The sequence below is a fragment of the Georgenia satyanarayanai genome (genome assembly GCF_009193135.1).
GTDB classification, from domain to species: domain Bacteria; phylum Actinomycetota; class Actinomycetes; order Actinomycetales; family Actinomycetaceae; genus Oceanitalea; species Oceanitalea satyanarayanai.
The window spans coordinates 292,804-314,352 of sequence record NZ_VUKC01000003.1 but is presented as its reverse complement, the minus strand read 5'-3'; the positions used below and the strand labels follow the sequence as shown (position 1 = coordinate 314,352).

At 73.5% G+C, this 21,549-nt stretch carries 22 protein-coding genes, 1 pseudogene and 1 riboswitch; of the genes and pseudogenes, 13 read left to right on the top strand and 10 right to left on the bottom strand.

Annotated elements, in window-relative coordinates; translation table 11 throughout:
* Together GD632_RS06440 and GD632_RS06435 are read left to right on the top strand one after the other, a co-directional pair.
* Nucleotides 1–468, top strand: coding sequence for a universal stress protein (locus GD632_RS06440; RefSeq protein WP_193311374.1), 468 nt, complete (start codon nt 1–3; stop codon nt 466–468).
* 334 nt (nt 469–802) lie between these two features.
* The gene (locus GD632_RS06435; RefSeq protein ID WP_193311373.1) at nt 803–967 is read left to right on the top strand and encodes a DUF5655 domain-containing protein; all 165 of its coding nucleotides are present in this window, start codon (nt 803–805) and stop codon (nt 965–967) included.
* An 80-nt stretch (nt 968–1,047) separates the two neighbouring features.
* Here the strand turns inward: GD632_RS06435 and GD632_RS15930 are convergent, their stop codons facing one another.
* A complete protein-coding gene (locus GD632_RS15930; protein WP_193311372.1) occupies nt 1,048–1,953 on the bottom strand; it encodes a universal stress protein in 906 nt (301 codons plus the stop codon).
* A gap of 202 nt (nt 1,954–2,155) precedes the next feature.
* Between GD632_RS15930 and GD632_RS15925 the strand changes: the two genes are divergently transcribed.
* Together GD632_RS15925 and GD632_RS06420 are read left to right on the top strand one after the other, a co-directional pair.
* Entirely contained in the window at nt 2,156–2,728 is a 573-nt protein-coding gene (locus tag GD632_RS15925) for a GyrI-like domain-containing protein (RefSeq protein WP_193311371.1), read from the top strand.
* Nucleotides 2,729–2,845: 117 nt separating this feature from the next.
* Complete coding sequence (locus GD632_RS06420) at nt 2,846–3,730, top strand: fructose bisphosphate aldolase (protein ID WP_152189985.1); 885 nt, start codon at nt 2,846–2,848, stop codon at nt 3,728–3,730.
* Between the two features lie 79 nt (nt 3,731–3,809).
* Here the strand turns inward: GD632_RS06420 and GD632_RS16480 are convergent.
* The 3 genes and pseudogenes from GD632_RS16480 to GD632_RS06405 all read right to left on the bottom strand — a co-directional run.
* Nucleotides 3,810–4,283 (bottom strand): annotated as a pseudogene (locus GD632_RS16480) (GyrI-like domain-containing protein); the annotation flags it as partial.
* A gap of 107 nt (nt 4,284–4,390) precedes the next feature.
* Nucleotides 4,391–4,678, bottom strand: coding sequence for a hypothetical protein (locus GD632_RS06410; protein WP_152189980.1), 288 nt, complete (start codon nt 4,676–4,678; stop codon nt 4,391–4,393).
* A 331-nt stretch (nt 4,679–5,009) separates the two neighbouring features.
* Nucleotides 5,010–6,068 (bottom strand): zinc-dependent alcohol dehydrogenase family protein, encoded by a 1,059-nt coding sequence (locus tag GD632_RS06405; protein WP_152189978.1) that lies wholly within the window; start codon nt 6,066–6,068, stop codon nt 5,010–5,012.
* 277 nt (nt 6,069–6,345) lie between these two features.
* On the opposite strand from GD632_RS06405, the gene GD632_RS06400 reads away from it, so the two are divergent.
* On the top strand, nt 6,346–7,770 hold the full coding sequence (locus tag GD632_RS06400; protein WP_152189975.1) for a DUF4389 domain-containing protein: 1,425 nt from the start codon (nt 6,346–6,348) through the stop codon (nt 7,768–7,770).
* Between the two features lie 43 nt (nt 7,771–7,813).
* On the opposite strand, the gene GD632_RS16385 is transcribed toward GD632_RS06400, so the two are convergent.
* Nucleotides 7,814–7,936: a hypothetical protein gene (locus GD632_RS16385; protein WP_264371880.1), complete on the bottom strand. Its 123-nt coding sequence runs from the start codon at nt 7,934–7,936 to the stop codon at nt 7,814–7,816.
* A 416-nt stretch (nt 7,937–8,352) separates the two neighbouring features.
* On the opposite strand from GD632_RS16385, the gene GD632_RS06390 reads away from it, so the two are divergent.
* Both GD632_RS06390 and GD632_RS06385 read left to right on the top strand, forming a co-directional pair.
* Nucleotides 8,353–8,871 (top strand): flavodoxin domain-containing protein, encoded by a 519-nt coding sequence (locus GD632_RS06390; RefSeq protein WP_152189970.1) that lies wholly within the window; start codon nt 8,353–8,355, stop codon nt 8,869–8,871.
* 75 nt (nt 8,872–8,946) lie between these two features.
* Nucleotides 8,947–10,875, top strand: coding sequence for a heavy metal translocating P-type ATPase (locus GD632_RS06385; RefSeq protein WP_152189968.1), 1,929 nt, complete (start codon nt 8,947–8,949; stop codon nt 10,873–10,875).
* Nucleotides 10,876–10,897: 22 nt separating this feature from the next.
* Here GD632_RS06385 and GD632_RS06380 read toward each other — a convergent pair whose 3' ends face one another.
* A complete protein-coding gene (locus GD632_RS06380) occupies nt 10,898–11,959 on the bottom strand; it encodes an ATP-dependent DNA ligase (RefSeq protein ID WP_152189966.1) in 1,062 nt (353 codons plus the stop codon).
* Between the two features lie 57 nt (nt 11,960–12,016).
* Nucleotides 12,017–12,859, bottom strand: coding sequence for an SDR family oxidoreductase (locus tag GD632_RS06375; RefSeq protein WP_152189963.1), 843 nt, complete (start codon nt 12,857–12,859; stop codon nt 12,017–12,019).
* 167 nt (nt 12,860–13,026) lie between these two features.
* Here GD632_RS06375 and GD632_RS06370 point away from each other — a divergent pair, with 167 nt between their 5' ends.
* Nucleotides 13,027–13,482: a DUF4282 domain-containing protein gene (locus GD632_RS06370; RefSeq protein WP_152189961.1), complete on the top strand. Its 456-nt coding sequence runs from the start codon at nt 13,027–13,029 to the stop codon at nt 13,480–13,482.
* A 51-nt stretch (nt 13,483–13,533) separates the two neighbouring features.
* Here the strand turns inward: GD632_RS06370 and GD632_RS06365 are convergent, their stop codons facing one another.
* Nucleotides 13,534–14,214: an HAD hydrolase-like protein gene (locus tag GD632_RS06365; RefSeq protein ID WP_226924669.1), complete on the bottom strand. Its 681-nt coding sequence runs from the start codon at nt 14,212–14,214 to the stop codon at nt 13,534–13,536.
* 112 nt (nt 14,215–14,326) lie between these two features.
* Nucleotides 14,327–14,418: riboswitch (glycine riboswitch) on the top strand.
* 124 nt (nt 14,419–14,542) lie between these two features.
* Between GD632_RS06365 and gcvP the strand changes: the two genes are divergently transcribed.
* Genes gcvP through gcvH form a run of 3 tightly spaced genes read left to right on the top strand, consistent with a single transcriptional unit; the run spans nt 14,543 to nt 18,885 of the window.
* Nucleotides 14,543–17,371, top strand: a complete 2,829-nt coding sequence (gene gcvP, locus GD632_RS06360) for an aminomethyl-transferring glycine dehydrogenase (RefSeq protein WP_226924667.1) — start codon at nt 14,543–14,545, stop codon at nt 17,369–17,371.
* Entirely contained in the window at nt 17,368–18,480 is a 1,113-nt protein-coding gene (gcvT, locus tag GD632_RS06355; protein ID WP_152189956.1) for a glycine cleavage system aminomethyltransferase GcvT, read from the top strand. Before gcvP ends, gcvT begins: the two co-directional genes overlap by 4 nt.
* A 21-nt stretch (nt 18,481–18,501) precedes the next feature.
* Nucleotides 18,502–18,885, top strand: coding sequence for a glycine cleavage system protein GcvH (gcvH, locus tag GD632_RS06350; RefSeq protein ID WP_152189954.1), 384 nt, complete (start codon nt 18,502–18,504; stop codon nt 18,883–18,885).
* 104 nt (nt 18,886–18,989) lie between these two features.
* On the opposite strand, the gene GD632_RS06345 is transcribed toward gcvH, so the two are convergent.
* Nucleotides 18,990–19,400: a PPOX class F420-dependent oxidoreductase gene (locus tag GD632_RS06345; protein WP_152189951.1), complete on the bottom strand. Its 411-nt coding sequence runs from the start codon at nt 19,398–19,400 to the stop codon at nt 18,990–18,992.
* A gap of 169 nt (nt 19,401–19,569) precedes the next feature.
* Here GD632_RS06345 and GD632_RS15915 point away from each other — a divergent pair, with 169 nt between their 5' ends.
* Together GD632_RS15915 and GD632_RS06335 are read left to right on the top strand one after the other, a co-directional pair.
* Complete coding sequence (locus GD632_RS15915) at nt 19,570–20,685, top strand: coiled-coil domain-containing protein (protein ID WP_193311369.1); 1,116 nt, start codon at nt 19,570–19,572, stop codon at nt 20,683–20,685.
* 87 nt (nt 20,686–20,772) lie between these two features.
* A complete protein-coding gene (locus GD632_RS06335) occupies nt 20,773–20,952 on the top strand; it encodes a DUF5302 domain-containing protein (protein WP_152189949.1) in 180 nt (59 codons plus the stop codon).
* Here GD632_RS06335 and mug read toward each other — a convergent pair.
* Complete coding sequence (gene mug / locus GD632_RS06330; RefSeq protein ID WP_152189947.1) at nt 20,949–21,521, bottom strand: G/U mismatch-specific DNA glycosylase; 573 nt, start codon at nt 21,519–21,521, stop codon at nt 20,949–20,951. The two genes, GD632_RS06335 and mug, sit on opposite strands and share 4 nt — an antisense overlap.
* Between the last annotated feature and the right edge of the window lie 28 nt (nt 21,522–21,549).

Sequence of the window (21,549 nt, the reverse complement as noted above, 5' to 3'; positions counted from 1 at the left end):
GTGGACCAGCGGGTCTTCGGCAGGGTCCTGGTCGCGGTGGACGACTCGCCCGGTGCGCTGGCCGCGGTGCGCGTCGCCGTCGCGCTCGCGGCGCACACGGCTGCCGTGGTCCGCTTCCTCCACGTCGGTGGTGACGGTGAGGCGGCCGGTGCCCTCACCTCGATGGGACGCGGGACCGGGCTCGCCACCCGCAGCAGCGACGCCGCGGCGTCCCTGCTCCGGCACGTCGGGACCGTGGCCGAGCAGCGCGGGGTGGCCTCCGAGGGGGCGAGCGGGTGGGGCCACCCGGCCGCCCTCGTCCTCGCGGAGGCGCGCCGCTGGCAGGCCGACCTCGTCGTCATCGGGAGGTCCGGCGCCCGGGGTCCGGGGCGGACCGCCGTCGGGTCGGTCACCCGTGAGGTGCTGGAGTTCGCCGACGTCCCGGTCCTCGTCGTCCCGCGGTCCGAGAACCAGCCGCGCACGGAGTGACGCACCACCCCCGGGACATCGTGGTGCCCGCTGTCCCACGCCTCTCCCGAGGCCCCCCGCGCCCACCGTGGGAAACGGCGAGGTGACCCGGGCGGAGGCGCCGGGATGTCCGACATCGGTGATGATGGCGAGTGGAGCGGCGCTCGCGCGCGCGCTGCGGCGGGTGACGCTCGCGCCGACGCGGGCCCGGGTAGCTACGCGACCGTCCGGAACGGACCGGGCGGGACTCGCGCGACGGACTGCCGACTCGCTTCCCGCCTGCCGCCCCCGCCGTCGTCGCGGCTTCGCCTATGTCTGACGTCCGGGACAGTACGTCAGGAGTGAGGTCCCAGCGGTGCTCTCCATCGCCGTGCCCCTCGAGCTGACCTCGGATCGTTTCACGGAGGTCGTGCACCCGTCAGCGAAGGTGTGGATACACCACCCGGAGCTGCAGGATCCGAGCGAGCTCGACGCCGAGGTCGTCGGCTGGCTGACGCTGGCGTACGCGCACGCAGGCTGACGCCGAGCGATGCGACCTGCACGCACGGACCCCCTTCAGGGCGAGACCTTCCAGCGCGCGCGCCCGACCGTGGCTCTTGGTCAGTTCTTCGGTCCGGATGACCGTGCCCTCGGTCGTGGACCATGGTCCGTCTCGGGCGCGGGTGCGACCCGGACGACGGCGACGACCGGTGCCTCATGGAGGACACCGCGCGCCACCGAGCCCAGGCGCAGGCCGGTGAGACCGGTGCGACCGCGGCTGCCGACGACGAGGAGGCCGGCGGTCGCGCTCTCCGCCGTGAGGACGTCCACGGGGTGACCGATGCGCTCGAACACCTCGACCCGAACCTCGGGATAGCGCCCGGCACAGTCGTCCACGAGCTGGGCAAGCGCTCGTGCCTGGTGCTCGGCGAGCGCTGCCCGCACCTCGCGCCCCCACGGGTCGTTGGCGTACTGACCGAGTGCGTGCACCAGGCGCAACCTGACCCCGCGCCGGGCGGCTTCCGTGTAGGCGAAGTCCAGCAGCTGGGGCGCACTGTCGAGCGGGTCGACGCCCACGACCACCGGCCCCCGTGGCACGCGGACGACGTCGCGGACGACGACCACCGGGCCTGCGGCGTGTGCGGCCACCTTCTGCGACACCGAGCCGAGCATCCGGCCGGCGATGCGCCCCACGCCACGGGCGCCGACGACGACGACGCGGGCCTGGCGGGATGCCTGGACGAGACTGACCGCAGGGTCCTCGAGGATCGCCTCGGTCGACACCGCGAGCTCCGGATGGCGGGAGCGTGCTCGTCCGGCGCACCGCTCGGCGACCTCGGCGGCGCGGTTCTCCGCGTCGACGGTGGGATCGACGACCAGCCCCACGGGCAGGACGGGGTAGCAGTGGAGGATGTGGAGCGTGGCACCGGTGCTTGCCGCCTCGTCGGCGGCCCAGTCGACGGTCCGACCGTCCTTGTCCGAGCCGTCGACACCGACGACGACCGCACTCTCACGTTGGTGTGTCATCGTCGACCTCCCGTGCCCTCGTGAGAAGCGTGGCACCCGTCGGCCGGTCTGTCGAGACCCGTCCGTGCCCCCGCCGTCACCGCTGACGATCCCCGAGGATGACCCAGTCGGAGACTCTCGACACGGGCTAGCGGGACGGAGGACAATTCGGACAGCAGCGCAGGACGCGCGTTCCCCGATCCACCCGGCCACGGGATGTTCCATGACTGACATCTCACTCGCGGACCTCGTGTCGCGCCCCACCGTCGGTATCCGTCGGGTCCTTCCGCGGTCGGCCGCGCCCGGCTTCTTCGGTCCTGCGCTCAACCGGGTTGCCACGGCACTTGACGCGGCAGGGGCCGAGCCGGCCGGCCCGCCCTTCGTCCGGTACCGGGGCAGCCCGGCAGATGTCGTCGACATCGAGGTCGGCTTCTCCCTGACCGTCCCGTACAGCGAGTCCGGGAGCCTGACCTGTGACCACCTGCCCGCCGGGCCCGCGGTCCAGACCGTCCACATCGGCCCCTACGAGCACCTGCCGCGCACCTACCGGCGGATCGCGACCTGGGCGGCCGGCAGATCGCTGTGGCTCCGGGAGGACCTGTGGGAGGAGTACGAGTCCGACCCGACGACCGACCCCGATCCCATGACGTGGCGCACGCGTGTCGTCTGGCCGGTCGCCCTGCGCCGTTCAGGACCAGCCGACGGCCTGGACCGCAGCGCCTTCCTCGCCCGGCCGATGCTCGACTACCGGCGGGCCCGGGAGTTCGGGGAGTCTCTCTCCGACATGGCCCCCTGAGAGGCCTCGAGAACGCGACCCCCGTGACCTTTCAAGCGGCTCACGCCGCGCGTCCACCAGGGCTACGATGAGCGTGCCGCCACAGCGGCAAGTGCTGTCCTGACGAGGGTGTTGGCGATGGACGAGAAGCAGTTCGACAGGATGCGGAACGGAGTCGGGTTCGTCGCGGCGCTCGACCAGAGCGGCGGGAGCACCCCGGGCGCGCTGCACCGTTACGGCATCGAGAGGTCCGCGTACGCCTCCGAGGCCGAGATGTTCGACCTCGTCCACGAGATGCGCGCGCGCATCATGACCAGCCCCGTGTTCGACGGGGACCGGATCATCGGCGCGATCCTCTTCGAGGACACGATGAATCGCTCGCTCCACGGGCAGCCCACGGCCCAGTACCTGTGGCAGCGCAAGCGCATCGTGCCGATCCTCAAGGTGGACAAGGGGCTGGAGGGGGAGGTCGCCGCCGCCCGGCTGATGAAGCCGGTTCCCGATCTCGAGGACCTCCTGGCACGGGCGCGCAGCCACGGGATCTTCGGGACGAAGATGCGGTCGGTGATCAGCGCGCCGGGCGAGGGTGTCGACGCCGTCGTCGCCCAGCAGTTCGCGCTCGCCCTGCGGATCATCGCGGCCGGGCTCGTTCCCATCATCGAGCCCGAGGTCGACATCCACGCACCCGACAAGGCGCGGGCCGAGGAGCTTCTCAAGGCCGGTGTCGCGCGGCAGCTGGACGCCCTGTCCGCAGACCAGCTCGTCATGCTCAAGCTCACGCCCCCGGACGTCGACGACTTCTATCGCGACCTTGTCGAGCACCCGAACGTGCTGCGGGTCCTGCTGCTCTCCGGCGGGTACAGCCGGGCGGAGGCCAACGCCCGGCTGGCTCGCAACCACGGTGCAGTCGCGAGCTTCTCGCGCGCGCTGACCGAGGGGCTGCACGTGACGCAGACGGAGGACGAGTTCGACGCCGTGCTCGACGAGTCGATCTCCTCCATCGCGGACGCGTCCCGCACCTGATCCGCAGCAGCTCGACGGCCACCGGCGGACAAACCGGTCGGGTGTCGGGCCCGCGCGCGTCGGCTGCGGGCCACACGATGCGCGTGCGCCAGGTCGCCGGGTCCGGCTCGGTGGTCGGGTCGGACTCGTACTGCTCCCACATGTCGTCCAGCAGCGTCAGGCCGTGCTCGGTCGCCCAGCTCTCCACCACGCGGTAGGTCTGGCGGAGTGTCGCGTAGGGCCCGACGTGCACGGCCGAGACAGCCGGGCCACGGGGCAGTCGACCGGGTGCGAGGTCACCGTGCGCGTCGAACGGCGCGTCCACCGGGAAGCCGGCCTCCACGTCGACGTCGGGAGTCGGACGGCCGCGGTAGCGAGCGAACGGCGGACCGGCGGGCCGAGTTCCGGCCCGCTCCAGGGCGGTGAGGATCTCGTGCAGTGCCGGGTCGAAGAACGCGGGGATCGCGGTGACGCTCAGGGGTTGGGCGTCCGGCCGGGACAGCCGACCAGGTCCGGTCGGGCCCAAGGGGCCGGTGCGTCCCCGCCGTCGGCTGATGTCGCACGGCTCTCCCATCGTGGGGACCGTGCCCAGCGGACCACCAGGGTCGAAGGTCCCGCCGTCGCACGGTGCTGCGCCGCCGCGATCGAGAGGATGGCGGGAGAACACGCTGCTGGTTGAGCTCAGCGTCGCCCACGGAGGGCCATCGCCGGTCCGGAGAACAGCGCGAGCCCGAGCACGAAGCCGAAGTCGTACCAGTTGCCGTTGTTGTCGACCTCGTAGATGTTCACGGTGTCGGTGAACAACGACACGATGAACGTGATCGGCAGGATGATGCCGTGCCACAGGCCCAGCCAGAACCCGGCACCCCCGGGTTCCGCGACGGCATTGACCCCGGCGGCGCAGCCTCCCACCGCCAGGGCCAGGGCGGCCACGACGAGGATCGCAGCGGGGCGCCTCCGAGCGGTCATGGTGCTCACCTCCACCACGAGCGAACCGGCACGGACCGGGTGCTGTCGAGGGACCAACGTCCCACCCGGCGTTGGTGTGCGAGCTGACCGTGTCCACCGTGGACGGCCGGTTCCCGGGCGAGGGTCGGTGGTGCACGGTGACCCGACGGCTCGACGCCGAGATCTCCGGCTCCGGGAGCATCGGGCACACCGGCGGCGCGGACGTGTCCAGGACGATCACCGGGTCGCGCAGCGTCGTCCCGCGCTGAGGGCGGCCGCGAGCGGCAGTCGGCGTACTGACGCCGTTGCCGCACCGGCCGCCCGTGGCGTGGTACCCCGGACCACGTCGCGGTCAGCGCGAGAGGACCACTTTCAAGGCCTTCGTCTCGGCCGCCCGGCCGAAGGTGTCGTACGCGTCGAGCATCTGGTCGAGCGTGAAGCGGTGGGTGGCGAACCTCTCCGCGGGGATCTTCCGGGAGGCGACGAGCTTGAGCAGCATCGGGGTGGTCGACGTGCTGACCAGACCGGTGGTGATGGTGACGTCCTTGATCCACAGGTCCTGCATCGCGAGCTCCACCGGGTGCCCGTGCACGCCGACGTTGGCGACGTGACCGCCAGGGCGGATGAGCTCGGTGCAGAACTGCAGCGTCGCGGGGACGCCGACGGCCTCGACCGCGACGTCCACGCCCAGCCCGTCCGCCGTCATCCGGCGGACCTCGTCCTGCCACCCGTCCGTGCCGCTGTTGACCCCGTCGGTCGCGCCGAACGCCAAGGCCTGCTCGATGCGGTTGTCGTCGAGGTCGATCGCGATGACCCGTGAGGCGCCGTAGAGGCCGAGGGTCATCATCACGGCCAGCCCGATCGGTCCCGAGCCGACGACGGCGACGACGTCGCCCGGCTTCGTCCCGCCGTTGCGCACACCGATCTCGAAGCCGGTGGGCAGGATGTCGGAGAGCATGACCGCGGCCTCGTCGCTGACGCCGTCCGGCAGCTTGTGCAGCGAGGTGTCGGCGAACGGCACCCGGACGTACTCGGCCTGGGTACCGTCGATGAGGTGGCCGAAGATCCACCCGATCCCGCTCTCGCCCTCGTCGGCGAGGCAGTGGGCGTACAGGCCCGCGCGGCAGTAGGAGCAGCGTCCGCACGCGCTGATGCACGAGATGATGACGCGGTCGCCGACCGCCACCGTGGTGACCGCCGTGCCCACCTCCGTCACGGTGCCCACGCCCTCGTGGCCCAGGATGCGTCCCTCGGCGACGGCGGGCACGTCGCCCTTGAGGATGTGCAGGTCGGTCCCGCAGATGGTCGTGGTGTCGATGCGGACGATGACGTCCGTCGGATGCTGGATCGTGGGGTCCGGTACGTCCTCCCAGTTCTTCTGGCCGGGACCCTGGTAGGTGAGCGCCTTCATGTCGGAGACTCCTTCGTCGTCCTGGAGCGACCCCGCTCGGGATGGGCGGAGCCTGCCGACCACCAGCGTCCCTCAGCAGGGCACACCCGGTAAAGGGGCAACGAGCGTCCACGACGACCCGGCGGCGGGATCCGTCCGGTGGACCCCGTGTGGGCGGCTCGCGCCACGGACTTCGGTCCCGGACGCGCTCCGGCAGGCGGGGGACGGGCCGTTGGTCCCTGGCGCTCGGCCGTTTGCGGCGGCGAGCCTGGTGGGTAGACCGAGGAAGGTGATCGCGATGCCAACCGCCGTCGTCGGAGGCCGGTCTGCGTACCCCGTCCATGTCGACGCCCAGCCGGCGCCGGACGATCCGTCGCGCTGGCTGTGGCTCGTCAAGTGGGTTCTCATCATCCCCCACGTCCTCGTCCTCGCCGTCCTGTGGGCGGCGTTCGTCGTGCTCAGCCTCGTCGCCCTCGTGACGATCGTGGCCACCGGTCGCTACCCGCGCGCCATCTTCGACTTCAACGTCGGCGTGCTGCGGTGGAGCTGGCGGGTGGCGTACTACTCCTACGGCGCCCTGGGCACCGACCAGTACCCGCCCTTCAGCCTGGACGAGCACCCCGAGTACCCCGCCCACCTCGACGTCGTCTACCCCGAGCGGCTCTCCCGCGGGCTTGTCCTGGTCAAGTGGTGGCTCCTGGTGCTCCCGCACTACGCGGTGCTCGTCCTGATCGTCGGCATCGGCGCGCAGGCCGCCCGCCAGATCGAGGGGCCGTACTGGATCTGGGAGGGCGGCCTCATCGCCCTTCTCGGCTTCTTCGCGGGTCTGGCGCTGCTGTTCACCGGCATGTACCCGCGCGGGCTGTACGACCTCCTCCTCGGGCTCAACCGCTGGGTGCTGCGTGTGGCCGCCTACGCGGGGCTCATGACCGACGCGTACCCACCCTTCCGACTCGACCAGGGTGGACCCGAGCGCATGACGCTCTCCGGTGGCCCGCCGCCCCCAGATGACTCACCTGCCACTCGGACCACGTCCACGCCGACCCATCCGCAGAGCCTTCCCCCGCGGTCGTCGTGGACGCCCGGCCGGGTCGTCGCGGTCGTGGCCGGCTCGCTGACCGCGCTCCTCGGCGTCCTCGGCGTCGTCGGGGGCGTCTCCCTCATCGTCTGGCAGACCTCCCGGGAGGACGGCTACGTGATGGCCCCGGCGTGGGAGGTCGGCACCGCCGGGTACGCCGCGGTCAGCGACGAGGTGGTCCTCGAGGGCTCGTGGCTCGACGAAGGTCTGGGGAGGGTACGGCTGGACGTCGTGGGTGACGGCGAGGTCTTCGTCGGGATCGCGACCGCTCGGGACGCTGCCGCGTACCTCGAGGGAGTCGCACGGGCCGAGCAGTCCCGCGGCATGGCCGACCGCGAGCTCGACGGCGGCCCGCCCGCTGTCCTTCCAGCCGAGGCAGGCATCTGGATCGCCTCTGCCACTGACACCGGCCCGGTTGAGCTCGACGTCGCGCCTCAGCCGGGCCGGTACGTCGCCGTCGTCATGGACGCCGCCGGGAGCGCCGGCGTGGACGCGACGGTGCGCGCCGGCGCGACCCTGCCGTGGCTCGGCCCGGCCGCAGCGGCCACCCTCGCCGGCGGGCTCGTGCTCGGGGCTGCCGGTGTCGTCGTCATCGTGCTGGCCGTCCGGGCAGCCGGACGTGCGGGGCAGCCGCGCGGGGGCTGACCCGGGCTCGACGCACAAGGGCACTACGGGAGTCCCGTGGGACTCAGGCCGGCTGCTCCTCCGAGACACGCCCGCGCGTGTAGTACAGCACCGGGCCGACGAAGTTCACCGCGATGATCGCGGCCCACCGCGCCTTGCTGCCGCGGACCAGCTCAGGTCTGCGCACGGCGAGATCGGTCCACGCCGAGACAGCCAGAGAGACTTGCACCGATGCGAGCGCCACGACCACCACGCGTTGGCCCCTGCTGAGCTCGCTCCACCGCTTCGCCACCATTGCCACTCCTCGTCCGTCGCGGTCGGCGCGCCGTCCGCCGGCGCCCCGTCCCCGCGAGGTCCATTGTCTCCGTCGAGTGTCGTGCCCGCCAGGAAATGGGCGGACGGCTGAGCCAAGGACGGCGTTGAGCACGACGCGGCCGCACCGGTCACACGTCGCTGTCAACCCCTCCCGCCCAGGCGCTCCGGGGCTCTTTACGGGCCGACGCGGCGTGGGGCATGCTTGTCGTGCTCAGCGGCCCCGCATCTTGGCGCCGGTCTCCTCAGCGCGAGACGGACAACGCTGTCCCCGACAGGGAGTGAACCATCATGGACGTGGTTGTCGTGTACGAGACGCACTTCGGACAGACTCGCGAGATCGCCGCGCACATCGCCGACGGCGCCCGTGAGACGGGGGCGGCAGCGGTGGTGGTGGCGGTCGACCACGCGACGCGCGAGCAGGTGGACGGTGCCGACCTGCTCGTCGTCGGTGGCCCGACACACGTGCGCGGCATGAGCCGCCCCTGGTCACGGGAGCGGCTGCACGCCCAGGAGCTGGGGACCCACGGCGAGATCGCAGCCGGTGTCCGCGAGTGGCTGGCGGGTCTCCCGGCCGCGAGCGCCGGGAAGCACGCCGCAGCGTTCGACACCCGGCTCCCGTCCGCGTTGGCGGGCGGCGCCGCGCGGGGCGTCGCACACGGACTGCGTGAGCACGGTTTCTCCCTGGTGGCAGCTCCCGAGGGCTTTCTGGTCGAGGAGGCCGACGGGCCGCTGCGCGAGGGAGAGCCAGCACGAGCCCGTGCGTGGGGAGCCCAGCTCGTGACGGCACTGGCGGACGCCCAGCGCTGACGGCAACGTGCCGGCGGGGGTGAGGGGAGCCTGTCCTTGCTGGACAGGTACGTCCTTCGGGCGTACGACTGAGCCATGCGAACGCTCCTCGGCGGCCTTCGCCAGTACCCGGTGGTGATCGCGACCCTCGCGACGGGGGCGGTCGGCGCCGTGCTGGAGGTCACCGGGCAGCCCGTCGCTGCGCGCTGGACGGTCTCGGCCTTCGTCGTCGTCGTCGCGCTCCTGCAGCTGCGCGGCATGGTGGCGGACCTGCGGGCCGGCAGCTACGGGATCGACCTGCTCGCCGTCACCGCCATCGGCTCTGCCGTCGCCGTGGGGGAGTACTGGGCCGCACTCGTCGTGTGCCTCATGCTCACGGGCGGTGAGGCGCTGGAGGACGTCGCGGCCGGACGCGCGCGGCGCGAGCTGACGGGCCTGCTCGAGAACGCGCCGCGCACGGCGCACCGCAGGGACGGCGACGGGCTCACCGACGTCCCCGTCGACGCCGTCGCCGTCGGCGACCTTCTCCTCGTGCGTCCCTACGAGGTTGTCCCGGTCGACGCCGTCCTGGAGTCCGCGGCCGCCACGCTGGACGAGTCCTCCCTCACCGGGGAGCCCCTGCCGGTGGACCGCGACCGTGGCGAGGTGCTCCTGTCCGGGGCGGTCAACGGCGGCGAGGCCATCGACGTCCGCGCCGCGGCCACCGCGGCGGAGTCCCAGTACCAGCGGATCGTCGAGCTCGTCCGGGAGGCGCAGGAGTCCAAAGCGCCCTTCGTGCGTCTCGCCGACCGTGTGGCGGTGCCCTTCACCGTCGGGGCCCTCGCGCTGGCTGTCGCCGCGTGGCTCCTCTCGGGCAACCCGGCCCGGGTGGCGGAGGTGCTCGTCGTCGCCACGCCCTGCCCGCTCATCATCGCCGCCCCGGTCGCCTTCATGGGCGGCATGTCCCGTTCGGCGCGCAACGGCATCATCGTCAAGAGCAGCGGCACGCTCGAGCAGCTCGCCCGCCTGCGCACGGTCGCCTTCGACAAGACCGGCACCCTCACCTACGGAGAGCCCCGCGTCACCGCGGTCCACGCCGAGGGGAGCGGACGGCGCGAGCTGCTGACCCTCGCCGCCGCCGTCGAGCAGTACTCGAGCCACCCGCTCGCCGCCGCCGTCGTCGACGCCGCCCGCTCGGGCGGTGCGACGGTCCCGAGCGCGGCCGACGTCATCGAGGTGCCCGCGAACGGGGTCCGCGGCACCGTGGACGCCCGCGCCGTCGTCGTCGGCAGTGCCCGGTTCGTTGCACGCGAGACCGGCACCGAGCCGCCCCGCCCACCGGAGGGGCACACCGCGGTGCACGTCGCCGTGGACGGGCGCTACGCCGGCTACGTCGCGCTCGCGGACGAGATGCGTGTCGAGACCCCCGCGACGATGGCCGCCCTGCACCGCGCCGGGGTGCGTTCCACGATGATGCTCACCGGCGACGGCGAGCACGTCGCCCGCCACATCGCCCGGCAGGCGGGGATCGACGACGTCCGCGCCGAGCTCCTCCCGCAGGACAAGGTCGACGCCGTCCGGACCGCCGCGGCGAGGCCGACGATGATGGTCGGCGACGGCGTCAACGACGCTCCCGTCCTCGCCGCCGCGGACGTCGGGGTGGCGATGGGCGCTCGCGGGTCGAGCGCGGCGAGCGAGTCCGCCGACGTCGTCATCACCGTCGACGACCTCGCCCGCAGCGCCCGCGCCGTCCACATCGGGCGGCGCACGATGCGGGTGGCGTGGCAGGCGATCGGGATCGGCGTCGTCATGTCCGTCGCGCTCATGCTCGTCGCCGCGGCGGGGATGCTCCCGGCGCTCGTCGGCGCCTGGCTGCAGGAGGTGGTCGACCTCTCGTGCATCCTGTGGGCGCTGCTCGCGATGCGACCGAGCCGGGCGGAGCGGGCGGAGGCCGGGCTGCTGGCCGCTGCGGCGTCGGCCTCACGCGACCGGCGGGGCAGGGCGGACCTCCGGTCCGACGCGCCGCTCGTGGCCGGCGCGGGCTGAGAGCCGCGACGCGCCGGCCGCCTCAGCTCAGCACGTCGGCCAGGTCGAACCTCATCGGCTCCTCGAGCTGCTCGTAGCCGCAGGACTCCGGCTCCCGGTCCGGCCGCCAGCGGCGGAACTGCGCACTGTGCCGGAAGCGGGTGCCCTCCATGTGGTCGTAGGCGACCTCGAGGACCCGCTCGGGGCGCAGCGGCACGAAGGAGAGGTCCTTGCCGGCCGACCAGCGGCTCTGCGCGCCGGGCAGCCGGTTCTTCTCGTGCGCGGAGGCGTTCTCCCAGTCCGCCCAGGGGTGCTCCTCGCCCTCGGCGAGGCGCAGCGGGGTGAGCTCGTCGACGAGCTCCGCACGCCGCTTCATCGTGAAGGAGGAGGCGACGCCCACGTGCTGGAGCCGTCCGCCGTCGTCGTACAGGCCGAGGAGGAGCGAGCCGACGACGTCGCCGCTCTTGTGCCAGCGGAAGCCGGCGAGCACGCAGTCGGCGGTGCGCTCGTGCTTCGTCTTGAGCATGAGCCGCTTGTTCGGCTGGTAGGTGAGGTCGAGCGGCTTGGAGACGACGCCGTCGAGCCCGGCGCCCTCGAAGAGGTCGAGCCACTCGCGGGCCAGCGCTGTGTCCGTCGTCGCGCGGGTGAGGTGGACGGGCTTCTGGGCGCCGGCGAGCGCCTCCTCCAGCCGCTCCCGCCGTTGCGCCATCGGCAGGGCGGTGAGGTCCTCGTCGTCGAGGGCGAGGAGGTCGAAGGCGACGAAGGACGCGGGTGTCTCCGCCGCGAGCAGGCGAACCCGGGAGTCGGCGGGATGGATGCGCTGGAGCAGCGCCTCGAAGTCGAGCCGCTCGCCGCTGACGATGACGATCTCCCCGTCGACGACGCAGCGCTCGGGCAGCTGTGCGCGCAGGGCCTCGACAAGCTCGGGGAAGTACCGCGTCATCGGCTTCTCGTTGCGGCTGCCGATCTCGACGTCGTCGCCGTCCTTGAAGATGATCGCGCGGAAGCCGTCCCACTTCGGCTCGTACAGGTACTCACCCTCGGGCACGTCCGTGACCGACTTCGCGAGCATGGGGGCGACCGGCGGCAGCAGCGGGAGGTCCATCCCGCAGACGCTAGCGGCCCACCTGCGCCGGCGCAGGTCGCTCGGGGAGGCACGCCCCTACGGGAGGCGCCAGTCGTTGCTCTCCAGGTGCGACCCCGCCTGCGGCCCCATCTGGAGCATGCCGCCGTCCACCGCCCACGAGGCGCCGTTGACGTAGCCGGCCTCGGGCCCGCACAGGAAGGCGACGACGGCGGCGATCTCGCGGGCGTCACCGGGCCGGGCCACCGGGATGCCGGGTCGCTCCTTGCCCTCCATGACCGTCTCGTCCTCCTGGCCGGTCATCGGCGTGGCGATCTCCCCGGGCGCGACGGCGTTGACGGTGATCCCGTGCTCGGCCAGCTCGAGGGCGGCGACCTTGACGAGGAGCCCCAGCCCGCCCTTGGCCGCGCAGTACGGAGCCGCGCCGACGCGCGGGGCGTGCTCGTGGACGCTCGTGATCGCCACGATCCGCCCGCCGGTGCCGCCGGCCACCATGTGCCGCGCCGCCGCCTGGAGGCAGCAGAACGCGCCGTCCAGGTCCACGGAGACGACTTCTCGCCACGTCGCGAAGTCCATGTCGAGCAGCAGCTCGGAGCTGCCGGTGCCCGAGGACATGACGAGCGCGTCGACCCCGCCCATCGCCTCGGCGAGCTCGTCGACGACGGTCGTGCCGCTCTGCGGGTCGGTGAGATCCAGGCGGCGCACGTGCGCCGTCGCCCCGAGGGAGCGGACCTCCTCGGCGGTGCGGTCGGCACCGTCCTCGTCGGTGTGCCAGGTGAGGGCGACGTGCCGGCCCGGTGCCGCCAGGGCGACGGCGGAGGCCTTGCCGATGCCGGAGTCGGCGCCGGTGACGATGACCCGGCGTGGCTGCACGCCCTCCTCGCGGGGGTCGGGCTGCGCCGTCGTGCTGCTCTCGCTCATGGTCATGTCCTCCGGTCAGCGGCGCTCCGACCGTAGGCGTTGCATGGGTCCGCCGCATCCGCAGGGGTGAGCAGCGTCACACGGAGGCCCGTGCGGGTGTCCGAGGGCCGCCGCTGCCGCTCCGCTAGCCTCGCCGTGCCCGATCCCCGAACCGAAAGGGTCCCCTCGTGTCCACCCCTCCTCCCAGCCCCTACCAGCCGCCGCAGGGCCAGCCCGGCCAGGTTCCGCCGCCGCCGCCCGCCTACCCGCAGGGCGGGCAGCCCCAGCAGCAGTGGGGCTACGGCGCCCCGGGCGCGCCGCAGGGTCAGCCGCAGGGCCCCGGCGGTGAGTCGCCGAAGAGCTTCTTCGCCGCGCTCTTCGACTGGAAGTTCCACACCCTCATCACGCCCAAGCTCGTCAGCTTCGTCTACCTGGCGTTCATGGTGCTCTCGGCGCTGTACTGGCTGTTCCTCGTGTTCGTCAGCTTCGCCGCGGAGCCGGTCATGGGCGTCCTCGTGCTGCTCGTGGGACCGATCATCCTGCTCGTGACGCTCGCGTTCTTCCGGATGACGCTCGAGTTCTACTTCGCGCTCGTGCGGATGTCCGACGACATCCACCGCAGCCAGGGCCTCCCGCGCTCCTGACCCGCGCGTGACACTGCGCCCCGTGCCACCGGCACGGGGCGCAGTCGTCTGTCAGGACAGCAGGCGGGCGAGCTCGCCGGCCTCGTGGACGACGGCGTGGGCGCCGTCCTCCTCACCCGGCCGCGCGTAGCCCCACCGGACGAGGACCGTCGGCAGGCCGTGCACGCCCGCGCCCTCGACGTCGTGGTAGCGGTCCCCGACCATGACGGGGCGGGTGAGGTCGACGCCGTGCTCGCGCAGCCCGGTGAGCGCGTCCTCGACGATGTCGGCCTTGGCGGCGCGGGTCTCGTCGTCGGAGGCGCCGCGGATGACGGTGAAGTACCGGGCGAGGCCGGCGTCCTCGAGGATCGGCACGGCCAGCGACTGCCGCTTCGAGGTGGCCAGGGCCACCGGAACCCCGCGGGCGTGGAGGTCGCGGACGAGGTCGGCCATGCCCGGGAAGACGGGCGCCTGGTGCATCCGCTCGTTGTACCGGTCGCGGTAGTCGGCGACGACGGCGGACAGCTGGTCCTCCGGGACGCCGACGAAGGCGCGGAAGCCGTCACGGATCGGCGGCCCGACGAAGCGCAGCAGCTCCTCCTGCGGCTGCGCCGGGTAGCCGAAGTGGGCGAGGGTCTCGGCGATCGAGGCGGTGATGACCGGCCCGGAGTCGCTGATCGTGCCGTCGAGGTCGAGGAGGACGGCCGTGGGCCGCATCGGCTCGAGGGAGACAGGGGCGAAGGCGTGCGTCACTCGGGGGTCCTTGCTCGGGGAACGGGGGCTCCCTCCAGGGTCGCACGGACGGGCGTGGTCACCGATGTCGGTTGCGCCGGGGTAGTGTGACGTGGACAACTCGATACGCCGCCCACCCGCGGCGGGAGAGTCCCGCCCCCGTGCGGGCGCCGAAGGAGCAAGCCCTCCCGCTAATCTCTCAGGCCCCGGTACCGCCGCGATCAGGCAGCTCTGGAAAGCAGCGCGTCAGCGCTCACCGACGGTGCAGGCGAGCCCGTGCTCGCGAAAACTCTCAGGTCCCATGACAGAGCGGGGAGGACCCGTCCCCCAGCCATCTGGAGCCGTGTCCATGTCCTCACCGACCTTCGCCGCCCGCCACATCGGCCCCCGCGCCGCCGACACCGCGGCCATGCTCGGGTCCCTCGGGCACGCCGACTGGCGCCCGCTCCTCGAGTCCGTGCCGCCCGCCATCCGTCAGCAGCGGCCCCTGGACCTGCCGGCCCCGCGCACCGAGGCGCAGGTCCTCGAGCGGCTGCGCGAGCTCGCCGCGCGCAACGTCCAGCGGGTCCAGATGATCGGCCAGGGCTACTACGGCACCCACACCCCGAGCGTCATCCAGCGGGGCGTCCTCGAGTCCCCCGCCTGGTACACCGCCTACACCCCCTACCAGCCGGAGATCTCCCAGGGCCGCCTCGAGGGCCTGCTCAACTTCCAGACGACGGTCGCCGACCTCACCGCCCTGCCCGTCGCGGGCGCCTCGCTCCTCGACGAGGCCACCGCCGTCGCCGAGGCCGTCCTCCTCATGCAGCGGGCGAACAAGGTGTCCAAGGCCGCCACCGTCGTCCTCGACGACGAGCTCCACCCCCAGACCCTCGCCGTCGTCACGGCGCGCGCGGAGGCGGTCGGGATCACCGCCGTCGTCGCCGACCTCGACGGCGGCCTCCCGCACCTTTCCGACGGCGTCACCGGCCTGGTCCTCCAGCAGCCCGGGACGTCCGGCCGCCTGCGCGACCAGTCCGGCCTCATCGCCGAGGCGAAGGAGCGCGGCGCGCTCGTCACCGTGGCCGCCGACCTCCTCGCCCTCACGCTCATCACCCCGCCGGGGGAGCAGGGCGCAGACGTCGCCGTCGGCTCGGCCCAGCGCTTCGGTGTGCCGCTGTTCTTCGGCGGCCCGCACGCCGCGTTCATGGCGGTGCGCGAGGGCCTGGAGCGCCAGCTGCCCGGCCGGCTCGTCGGCGTCTCCAAGGACAGCGAGGGGCGCCCTGCGCTGCGGCTGGCGCTCCAGCCGCGCGAGCAGCACATCCGCCGGGAGAAGGCGACGAGCAACATCTGCACCGCGCAGGCGCTGCTCGCCGTCGTCGCCGGCATGTACGCCGTCTACCACGGCCCCGACGGGCTGCGGGAGATCGCCCGCCACGCCCACGGCGCCGCCCGCACCCTGGCCCTGCGGCTCACCGCCGGCGGGGTCGCCGTCGTCCACGACACGTTCTTCGACACCGTCACCGTCCGCGTGCCCGGGCGGGCCGCCGTCGTCGTCGACGCGGCCGAGAGTGCTGGGGTCAACCTGCGGCTCGTCGACGCCGACACCGTCGGCGTCTCCTGCGACGAGACGACGACGCCGGAGCACCTCGCCGCCGTCCTCACCGCGTTCGGGGTCGAGACGTCCGAGGCGGGTGACGGCGGCTTCGAGATCCCGGCGGCCCTGCGGCGGACGAGCGAGTTCCTCACCCACCCGACCTTCCACGCGCACCGCTCCGAGACGCAGCTGATGCGCTACCTGCGGCGCCTGTCCGACCGGGACCTCGCGCTGGACCGGACGATGATCCCGCTCGGCTCGTGCACGATGAAGCTCAACGCCGCCACGGAGATGCAGGCGATGCTGTGGCCCGGCTTCGCCACGATCCACCCGCTGGCGCCGGACCACCAGACCGAGGGCTGGCGCGAGCTCATCGCCGAGCTCGAGACCTGGCTCGCGGAGATCACCGGCTACGACCGCGTCTCCATCCAGCCCAACGCCGGCTCCCAGGGCGAGCTCGCGGGCCTCCTCGCGATCCGCGGCTACCACCGCTCCCGCGGCGACGACGAGCGCACCGTCTGCCTCATCCCGTCCTCCGCCCACGGGACGAACGCCGCCTCCGCCGTCCTCGCGGGCATGCGCGTCGTCACCGTCAGGACGGCCGACGACGGCTCGATCGACACCGCCGACCTCCACGCCCGCCTCGAGCAGCACGGGGAGCAGCTCGCGGCGATCATGCTCACCTACCCCTCGACCCACGGCGTCTTCGACACCGAGGTGCGCGAGGTGTGCGAGGCCGTCCACGCGGCGGGCGGGCAGGTGTACGTCGACGGCGCGAACCTCAACGCGACGATCGGGCTCGCGCAGCCGGGCGAGTTCGGCGGCGACGTCTCCCACCTCAACCTCCACAAGACCTTCTGCATCCCGCACGGCGGCGGCGGCCCCGGCGTGGGCCCGGTCGCGGTGCGCGAGCACCTGGCCCCCTTCCTCCCGGGGGACGCCGCCGGCGACGGCGCGGTACCCGTCTCCGCCACCCGGTACGGGTCCGCGGGGGTGCTGCCCATCTCCTGGGCCTACATCGCGCTCATGGGTGCCGAGGGCCTCGCGGCCGCGACGCGCAGCGCGCTGCTGGCCGCCAACTACGTCGCCCGGGCGCTGGACCCGTACTTCCCGGTCCTCTACACCGGGGCGGACGGGCTCGTGGCCCACGAGTGCATCCTCGACCTGCGCGAGCTGACCAGGCGCTCGGGGGTGACGGCCGAGGACGTGGCCAAGCGGCTCGTCGACTTCGGCTTCCACGCCCCCACGCTGTCCTTCCCGGTGGCCGGCACCCTCATGGTCGAGCCCACCGAGAGCGAGGACCTCGCCGAGCTCGACCGCTTCGTCGAGGCGATGGTGACGATCCACGGGGAGATCGAGCAGGTCCTGGACGGGCAGGTCGACGTCGCCGACAGCCCGGTGCGCCGCGCACCCCACCCGGCCGCCGACGTCGCCACCGACACCTGGGACCGGCCCTACCCGCGGGACCAGGCCGCCTTCCCCGTCCCCGGGCTGCGCCAGGACAAGTACTTCCCGCCGGTGAGCCGCGTCGACAACGCCTACGGGGACCGCAACCTCGTGTGCGCGTGCCCACCGCCCGAGGCCTTCGAGGAGGACCGATGAGCGGGAAGGACACGGCCCTGCGCGCCGAGCACGAGGCGCTGGGGGCGACGATGACGAGCTTTGCCGGCTGGCACATGCCGCTGCACTACGGCTCCCAGCTGGCCGAGCACCGCGCCGTGCGGGAGGCAGCGGGGCTCTTCGACCTCAGCCACATGGGCACCGTGTGGGTCGACGGGCCGGGGGCGGGCGCGTTCCTCGACCACGCCGTCGTCGGTTCGATCTCCACCCTCGAGGTGGGCCGGGCGAAGTACACGCTGCTGTGCACGCCCGAGGGCGGCATCGTCGACGACCTCATCGTCTACCGGGTGGGGGTGGACCGGTTCCTCACCGTGCCCAACGCGGCCAACACCGTGACCGTCCTCGCCGAGCTGGGGGAGCGCGTGGCCGGGTTCGACGCGCGGGTCACCGACGCCACCGAGGAGACGGCGCTGCTCGCCGTCCAGGGGCCGCGCGCCGTCGAGACCGTCACGGCGCTCGCGGACGGACCGGTCGAGGACCTGCGGTACTACTCCGCCCGCTCGGCCGTGGTGGCCGGGCACGCGGTGCTGCTCGCCCGCACCGGGTACACCGGGGAGGACGGCTTCGAGATCCTCGTGCCGGGGGATGACGCCGTCGCCGTGTGGCGGGCGCTGCTCGACGCCGGCGGCGAGAGCGGGCTCGTCCCCGCCGGGCTGGCCGCCCGCGACTCGCTGCGGCTGGAGGCCGCGCTGCCGCTGTACGGCCACGAGCTGGGCCGGGACGTCGACCCGTTCACCGTGGGGCTCGGCGGCATCGTCGGGCTGCGCCGCAAGACGGCGGACTTCGTCGGCCGCGCGGCCCTCGAGCGCATCCGCGACTCGCACGAGAACCGGGAGCCGGGCCGGCGGGTGCTCGTCGGCCTCGCCGGCCAGGGCCGCCGCGCCGCGCGCCAGGGCGCACCGGTCCTGGTGGGGGAGGAGGAGGTCGGCGTCGTCACCTCCGGCCTGCCCAGCCCCACGCTGGGCCACCCGATCGCCCTCGCCGTCGTCGACCGGGGCGTCGCGGAGGTCGGCACCGCCCTCGCCGTCGACGTGCGCGGGCGGCGCGAAGCCTTCACCGTCGTCGAGCGTCCGTTCTACCGTCGTCCCTGACCCACCTGCCGAGGAGAAACCATGGCCACTATCCGTCCCGACCTCAAGTACACCGCCGAGCACGAGTGGGTGGACGACTCGATCACGCCCGTGCGCGTGGGCATCACCACGGTGGCGACCGACGCGCTCGGTGACATCGTCTACCTCGACCTGCCCGAGGTCGGCGCCGAGGTGACGGCGGGGGAGACCTGCGGGGAGGTGGAGTCGACGAAGTCGGTCTCCGACCTGTACGCGCCGCTCACCGGCACGGTGACCGCGGTCAACCAGGAGGCCCTCGACGACCCCGCGCTCGTCAACCGCGACCCCTTCGGGGACGGGTGGCTCTTCGCCGTCGAGGTCGTCGAGGAGTCCGAGCTGCTCGCTCCCGAGACCTACGCCGAGACGACGGGCGCCGAGATCGCCTGACCCGTCGCTCCGCCCCCCTCACCGCCGAGAGCCGACTTACCGCCGACAGCCGACTTACCCCCGACAGCCGACTTACCGCCGACAGCCGAGTTGTCGGCGGGAGCTCACCCGCTGATCGACGGCCCCGCCTCCTCCGGCACGAGGACGACGACGCAGCGGTGCTCACGCTCCATCGCGGCGCGGTACTCGTCCCAGTTCTCGTGCTCCCCGGAGATGCGGCGGTAGTAGTCGACGAGCAGATCCATGGCCTCGGGCAGGGGGACGATCTCCACCCGCCCGGTGAGCTGGACCCACGGTCCGAAGAAGCGCTCGGTGATGACGCACAGGGACGCCCGCGGCGTCCGCCTGAGATTGCGGACCTTGACCGCCGTCTCACGGGTGCTGATGAGGAGACGACCGGTCCCGTCGAGGGCGGCGAGCACCGGGGACTGCTGGGCGTCGCCGTTCCGCCGGCGCGTGGCGAGGATGCCGCGCGGGTTGGCCCGGACGAAGTCGAGTGCCGTGTCGATGTCCATGAGGCATGGTGGCGCGCCGACGGCGGTCAGCGCACGCGGGGCGCGTGCGTCGGTAAGTCGGCTCTCGGCGGTCGGGTCGGCTGTCGGGCAGCAGGAGCCGGGCCGCCGGACGATCCTCGCAGCGCGGCCGGGAGGGCGCGGGCCGGTGTTCCCGTGCCACGCTACGGACGTGACCCCGACCCCCGACGCCGAGCTCGTGCCCGTCGCCCGGGAGCTCTACGGCCACGAGCCGGCCGAGTTCATCGCGGCCCGCAACGCGCGCGCCGCCCAGGTGCGCAAGGCGGGGGACCGGGAGCTGGCGACGAGCATCAAGGCCCTGCCCAAGGCCTCGGTCGCGGCGTGGGCGGTGGGTGCTGTCGCCCGGCAGCATCCCGAGGAGCTCGACGCGCTCGGCGAGCTCGGCGCCGACCTGCGCGTGGCTCAGGCGACGGCCACACCGGCCGAGCTGCGTGCGCTGAGCAGGCGCCGCCGTGAGCTGACCGGCGCGGTGACGCGCACCGCGGCGCGGCTCGCCGAGGAGCGCGGTGTCGGGCTCTCCGGCGCGGCCCAGGAGCAGGTGGAGATGACGTGGTCCGCCGTCGTCATCGACACCGCCGCCGAGCGGGCGGTCCGCAGCCTGCTGCTCGTCCGGGCGCTCGAGCCGGGCGAGGGGCTGGAGGACGCCGTGGCCGTGCCGGGCGTCGTCGACGCCGACGAGCCGGCGGGGGAGCCCGCGGCACCGCCCCGCAGGAAGCGGCCCTCCCGGCAGGCCCCGTCCACGAGCGCTGAGCCGGCGGCGGACGACGACGCCCCGCCGCGACGGGCCATCAGTCGCCGCCCGCGCACGACGGAGCGCGAGGAGGAGGCCCCGCCGCGCCGGGCCATCAGTCGCCGGCCGCGGAGCGCGGACCGCGACGAGGAACGCGAGGAGGAGACCCCGTCGCGCCGTGCGGTCAGCCGCACCCGTCGCGCGCCCGAGCCGACCGCGGAACCGGCGGACACCGCCCGCGAGGTCCGGCGCGCCGAGCGTGAGCTCCGCGCCCGGGAGCGTGTGGCCGAGCACGCCCGGAGCGAGCTCGAGGAGGCCGCCGAGGAGCTCTCCCGCGTGGAGGCGCAGGTGCTGCAGGCGGCGGCCCGCACCGAGGAGCTGCGCCGGGAGCTGGAGACCCTGGAGGAGCGGCTCGCCGAGCTGGACGAGGAGCGCGCGCAGGCCGCCGAGGAGCGGGAGGACGCCGAGGCGCGTGAGGAGGCGGCCCGCCTCGCCGTCGAGGAGGCGCGGGAGCGGCTCAGCGAGCTGAAGGACTGACCCGCCACCGGATATGTCCTGGCTATCGCGGCTCCCGCAGGGCAGGCTGGCCGGGACCGCTCCGCCCACGAGACACCTGGAGGGACGATGGCTGACACCACGCCCGAGTCGCAGCCCGAGACGGCCAAGGAGAAGATGCGCCAGGCGCTCGAGCGCAAGAACGAGCGCGCGCACCAGAACAACCAGTCGCGTCAGAACACCGGCACGGTGCACGGGAGCCAGGTCAACGGCGGGGGCAAGCGCACCTTCCGTCGCAAGTCCGGCTAGACCGGGGCTGCGCCGCGTCGCTCGACGGCGCGGCGCAGCTCGGCGAAGGCCTCCGCCAGTCGCGCCGGCGTGAAGTGGGCGTTGAGGCCGCTCGGGTTCGGCAGCACCCACACCCGCGTCGGGCCCAGGCGCAGGCCCTGCTCCCCGTACGTGGCCCGCGGCTGGTCGAAGGCCGTGCGGTAGGCGGTGACGCCGAGCACGGCGAGCCACGCGGGACGGTGCTCGGCGACGTCCGCCCGCAGCCGCTCCCCGCCCTCCCGCAGCTCGGCGGGGGACAGCTCGGCGGCGGTCGCCGACGCACGCTCGACGACGTTCGTCACCCCCAGCCCGAGCGTGAGCAGCTCCTCCTGCTCGGAGGGGTGCAGCTGGCGCGCCGTGAAGCCCGAGCGGTGCAGCGCCGGCCAGAACCGGTTGCCCGGCCGGGCGAAGTGGTGCCCGGACCACGCCGAGTAGAGCCCGGGGTTGATCCCGCAGAAGAGCACGCGCAGGCCCGGAGCCGCGAGCAGCGGCAGCGTGCGGTCGGCCGAGGCGAGCAGCTCCTCGCGTGTGGGGCGCCGGTCAGTGGGCATGGCCCGAGCCTAGGCGGGCGGGCACAGG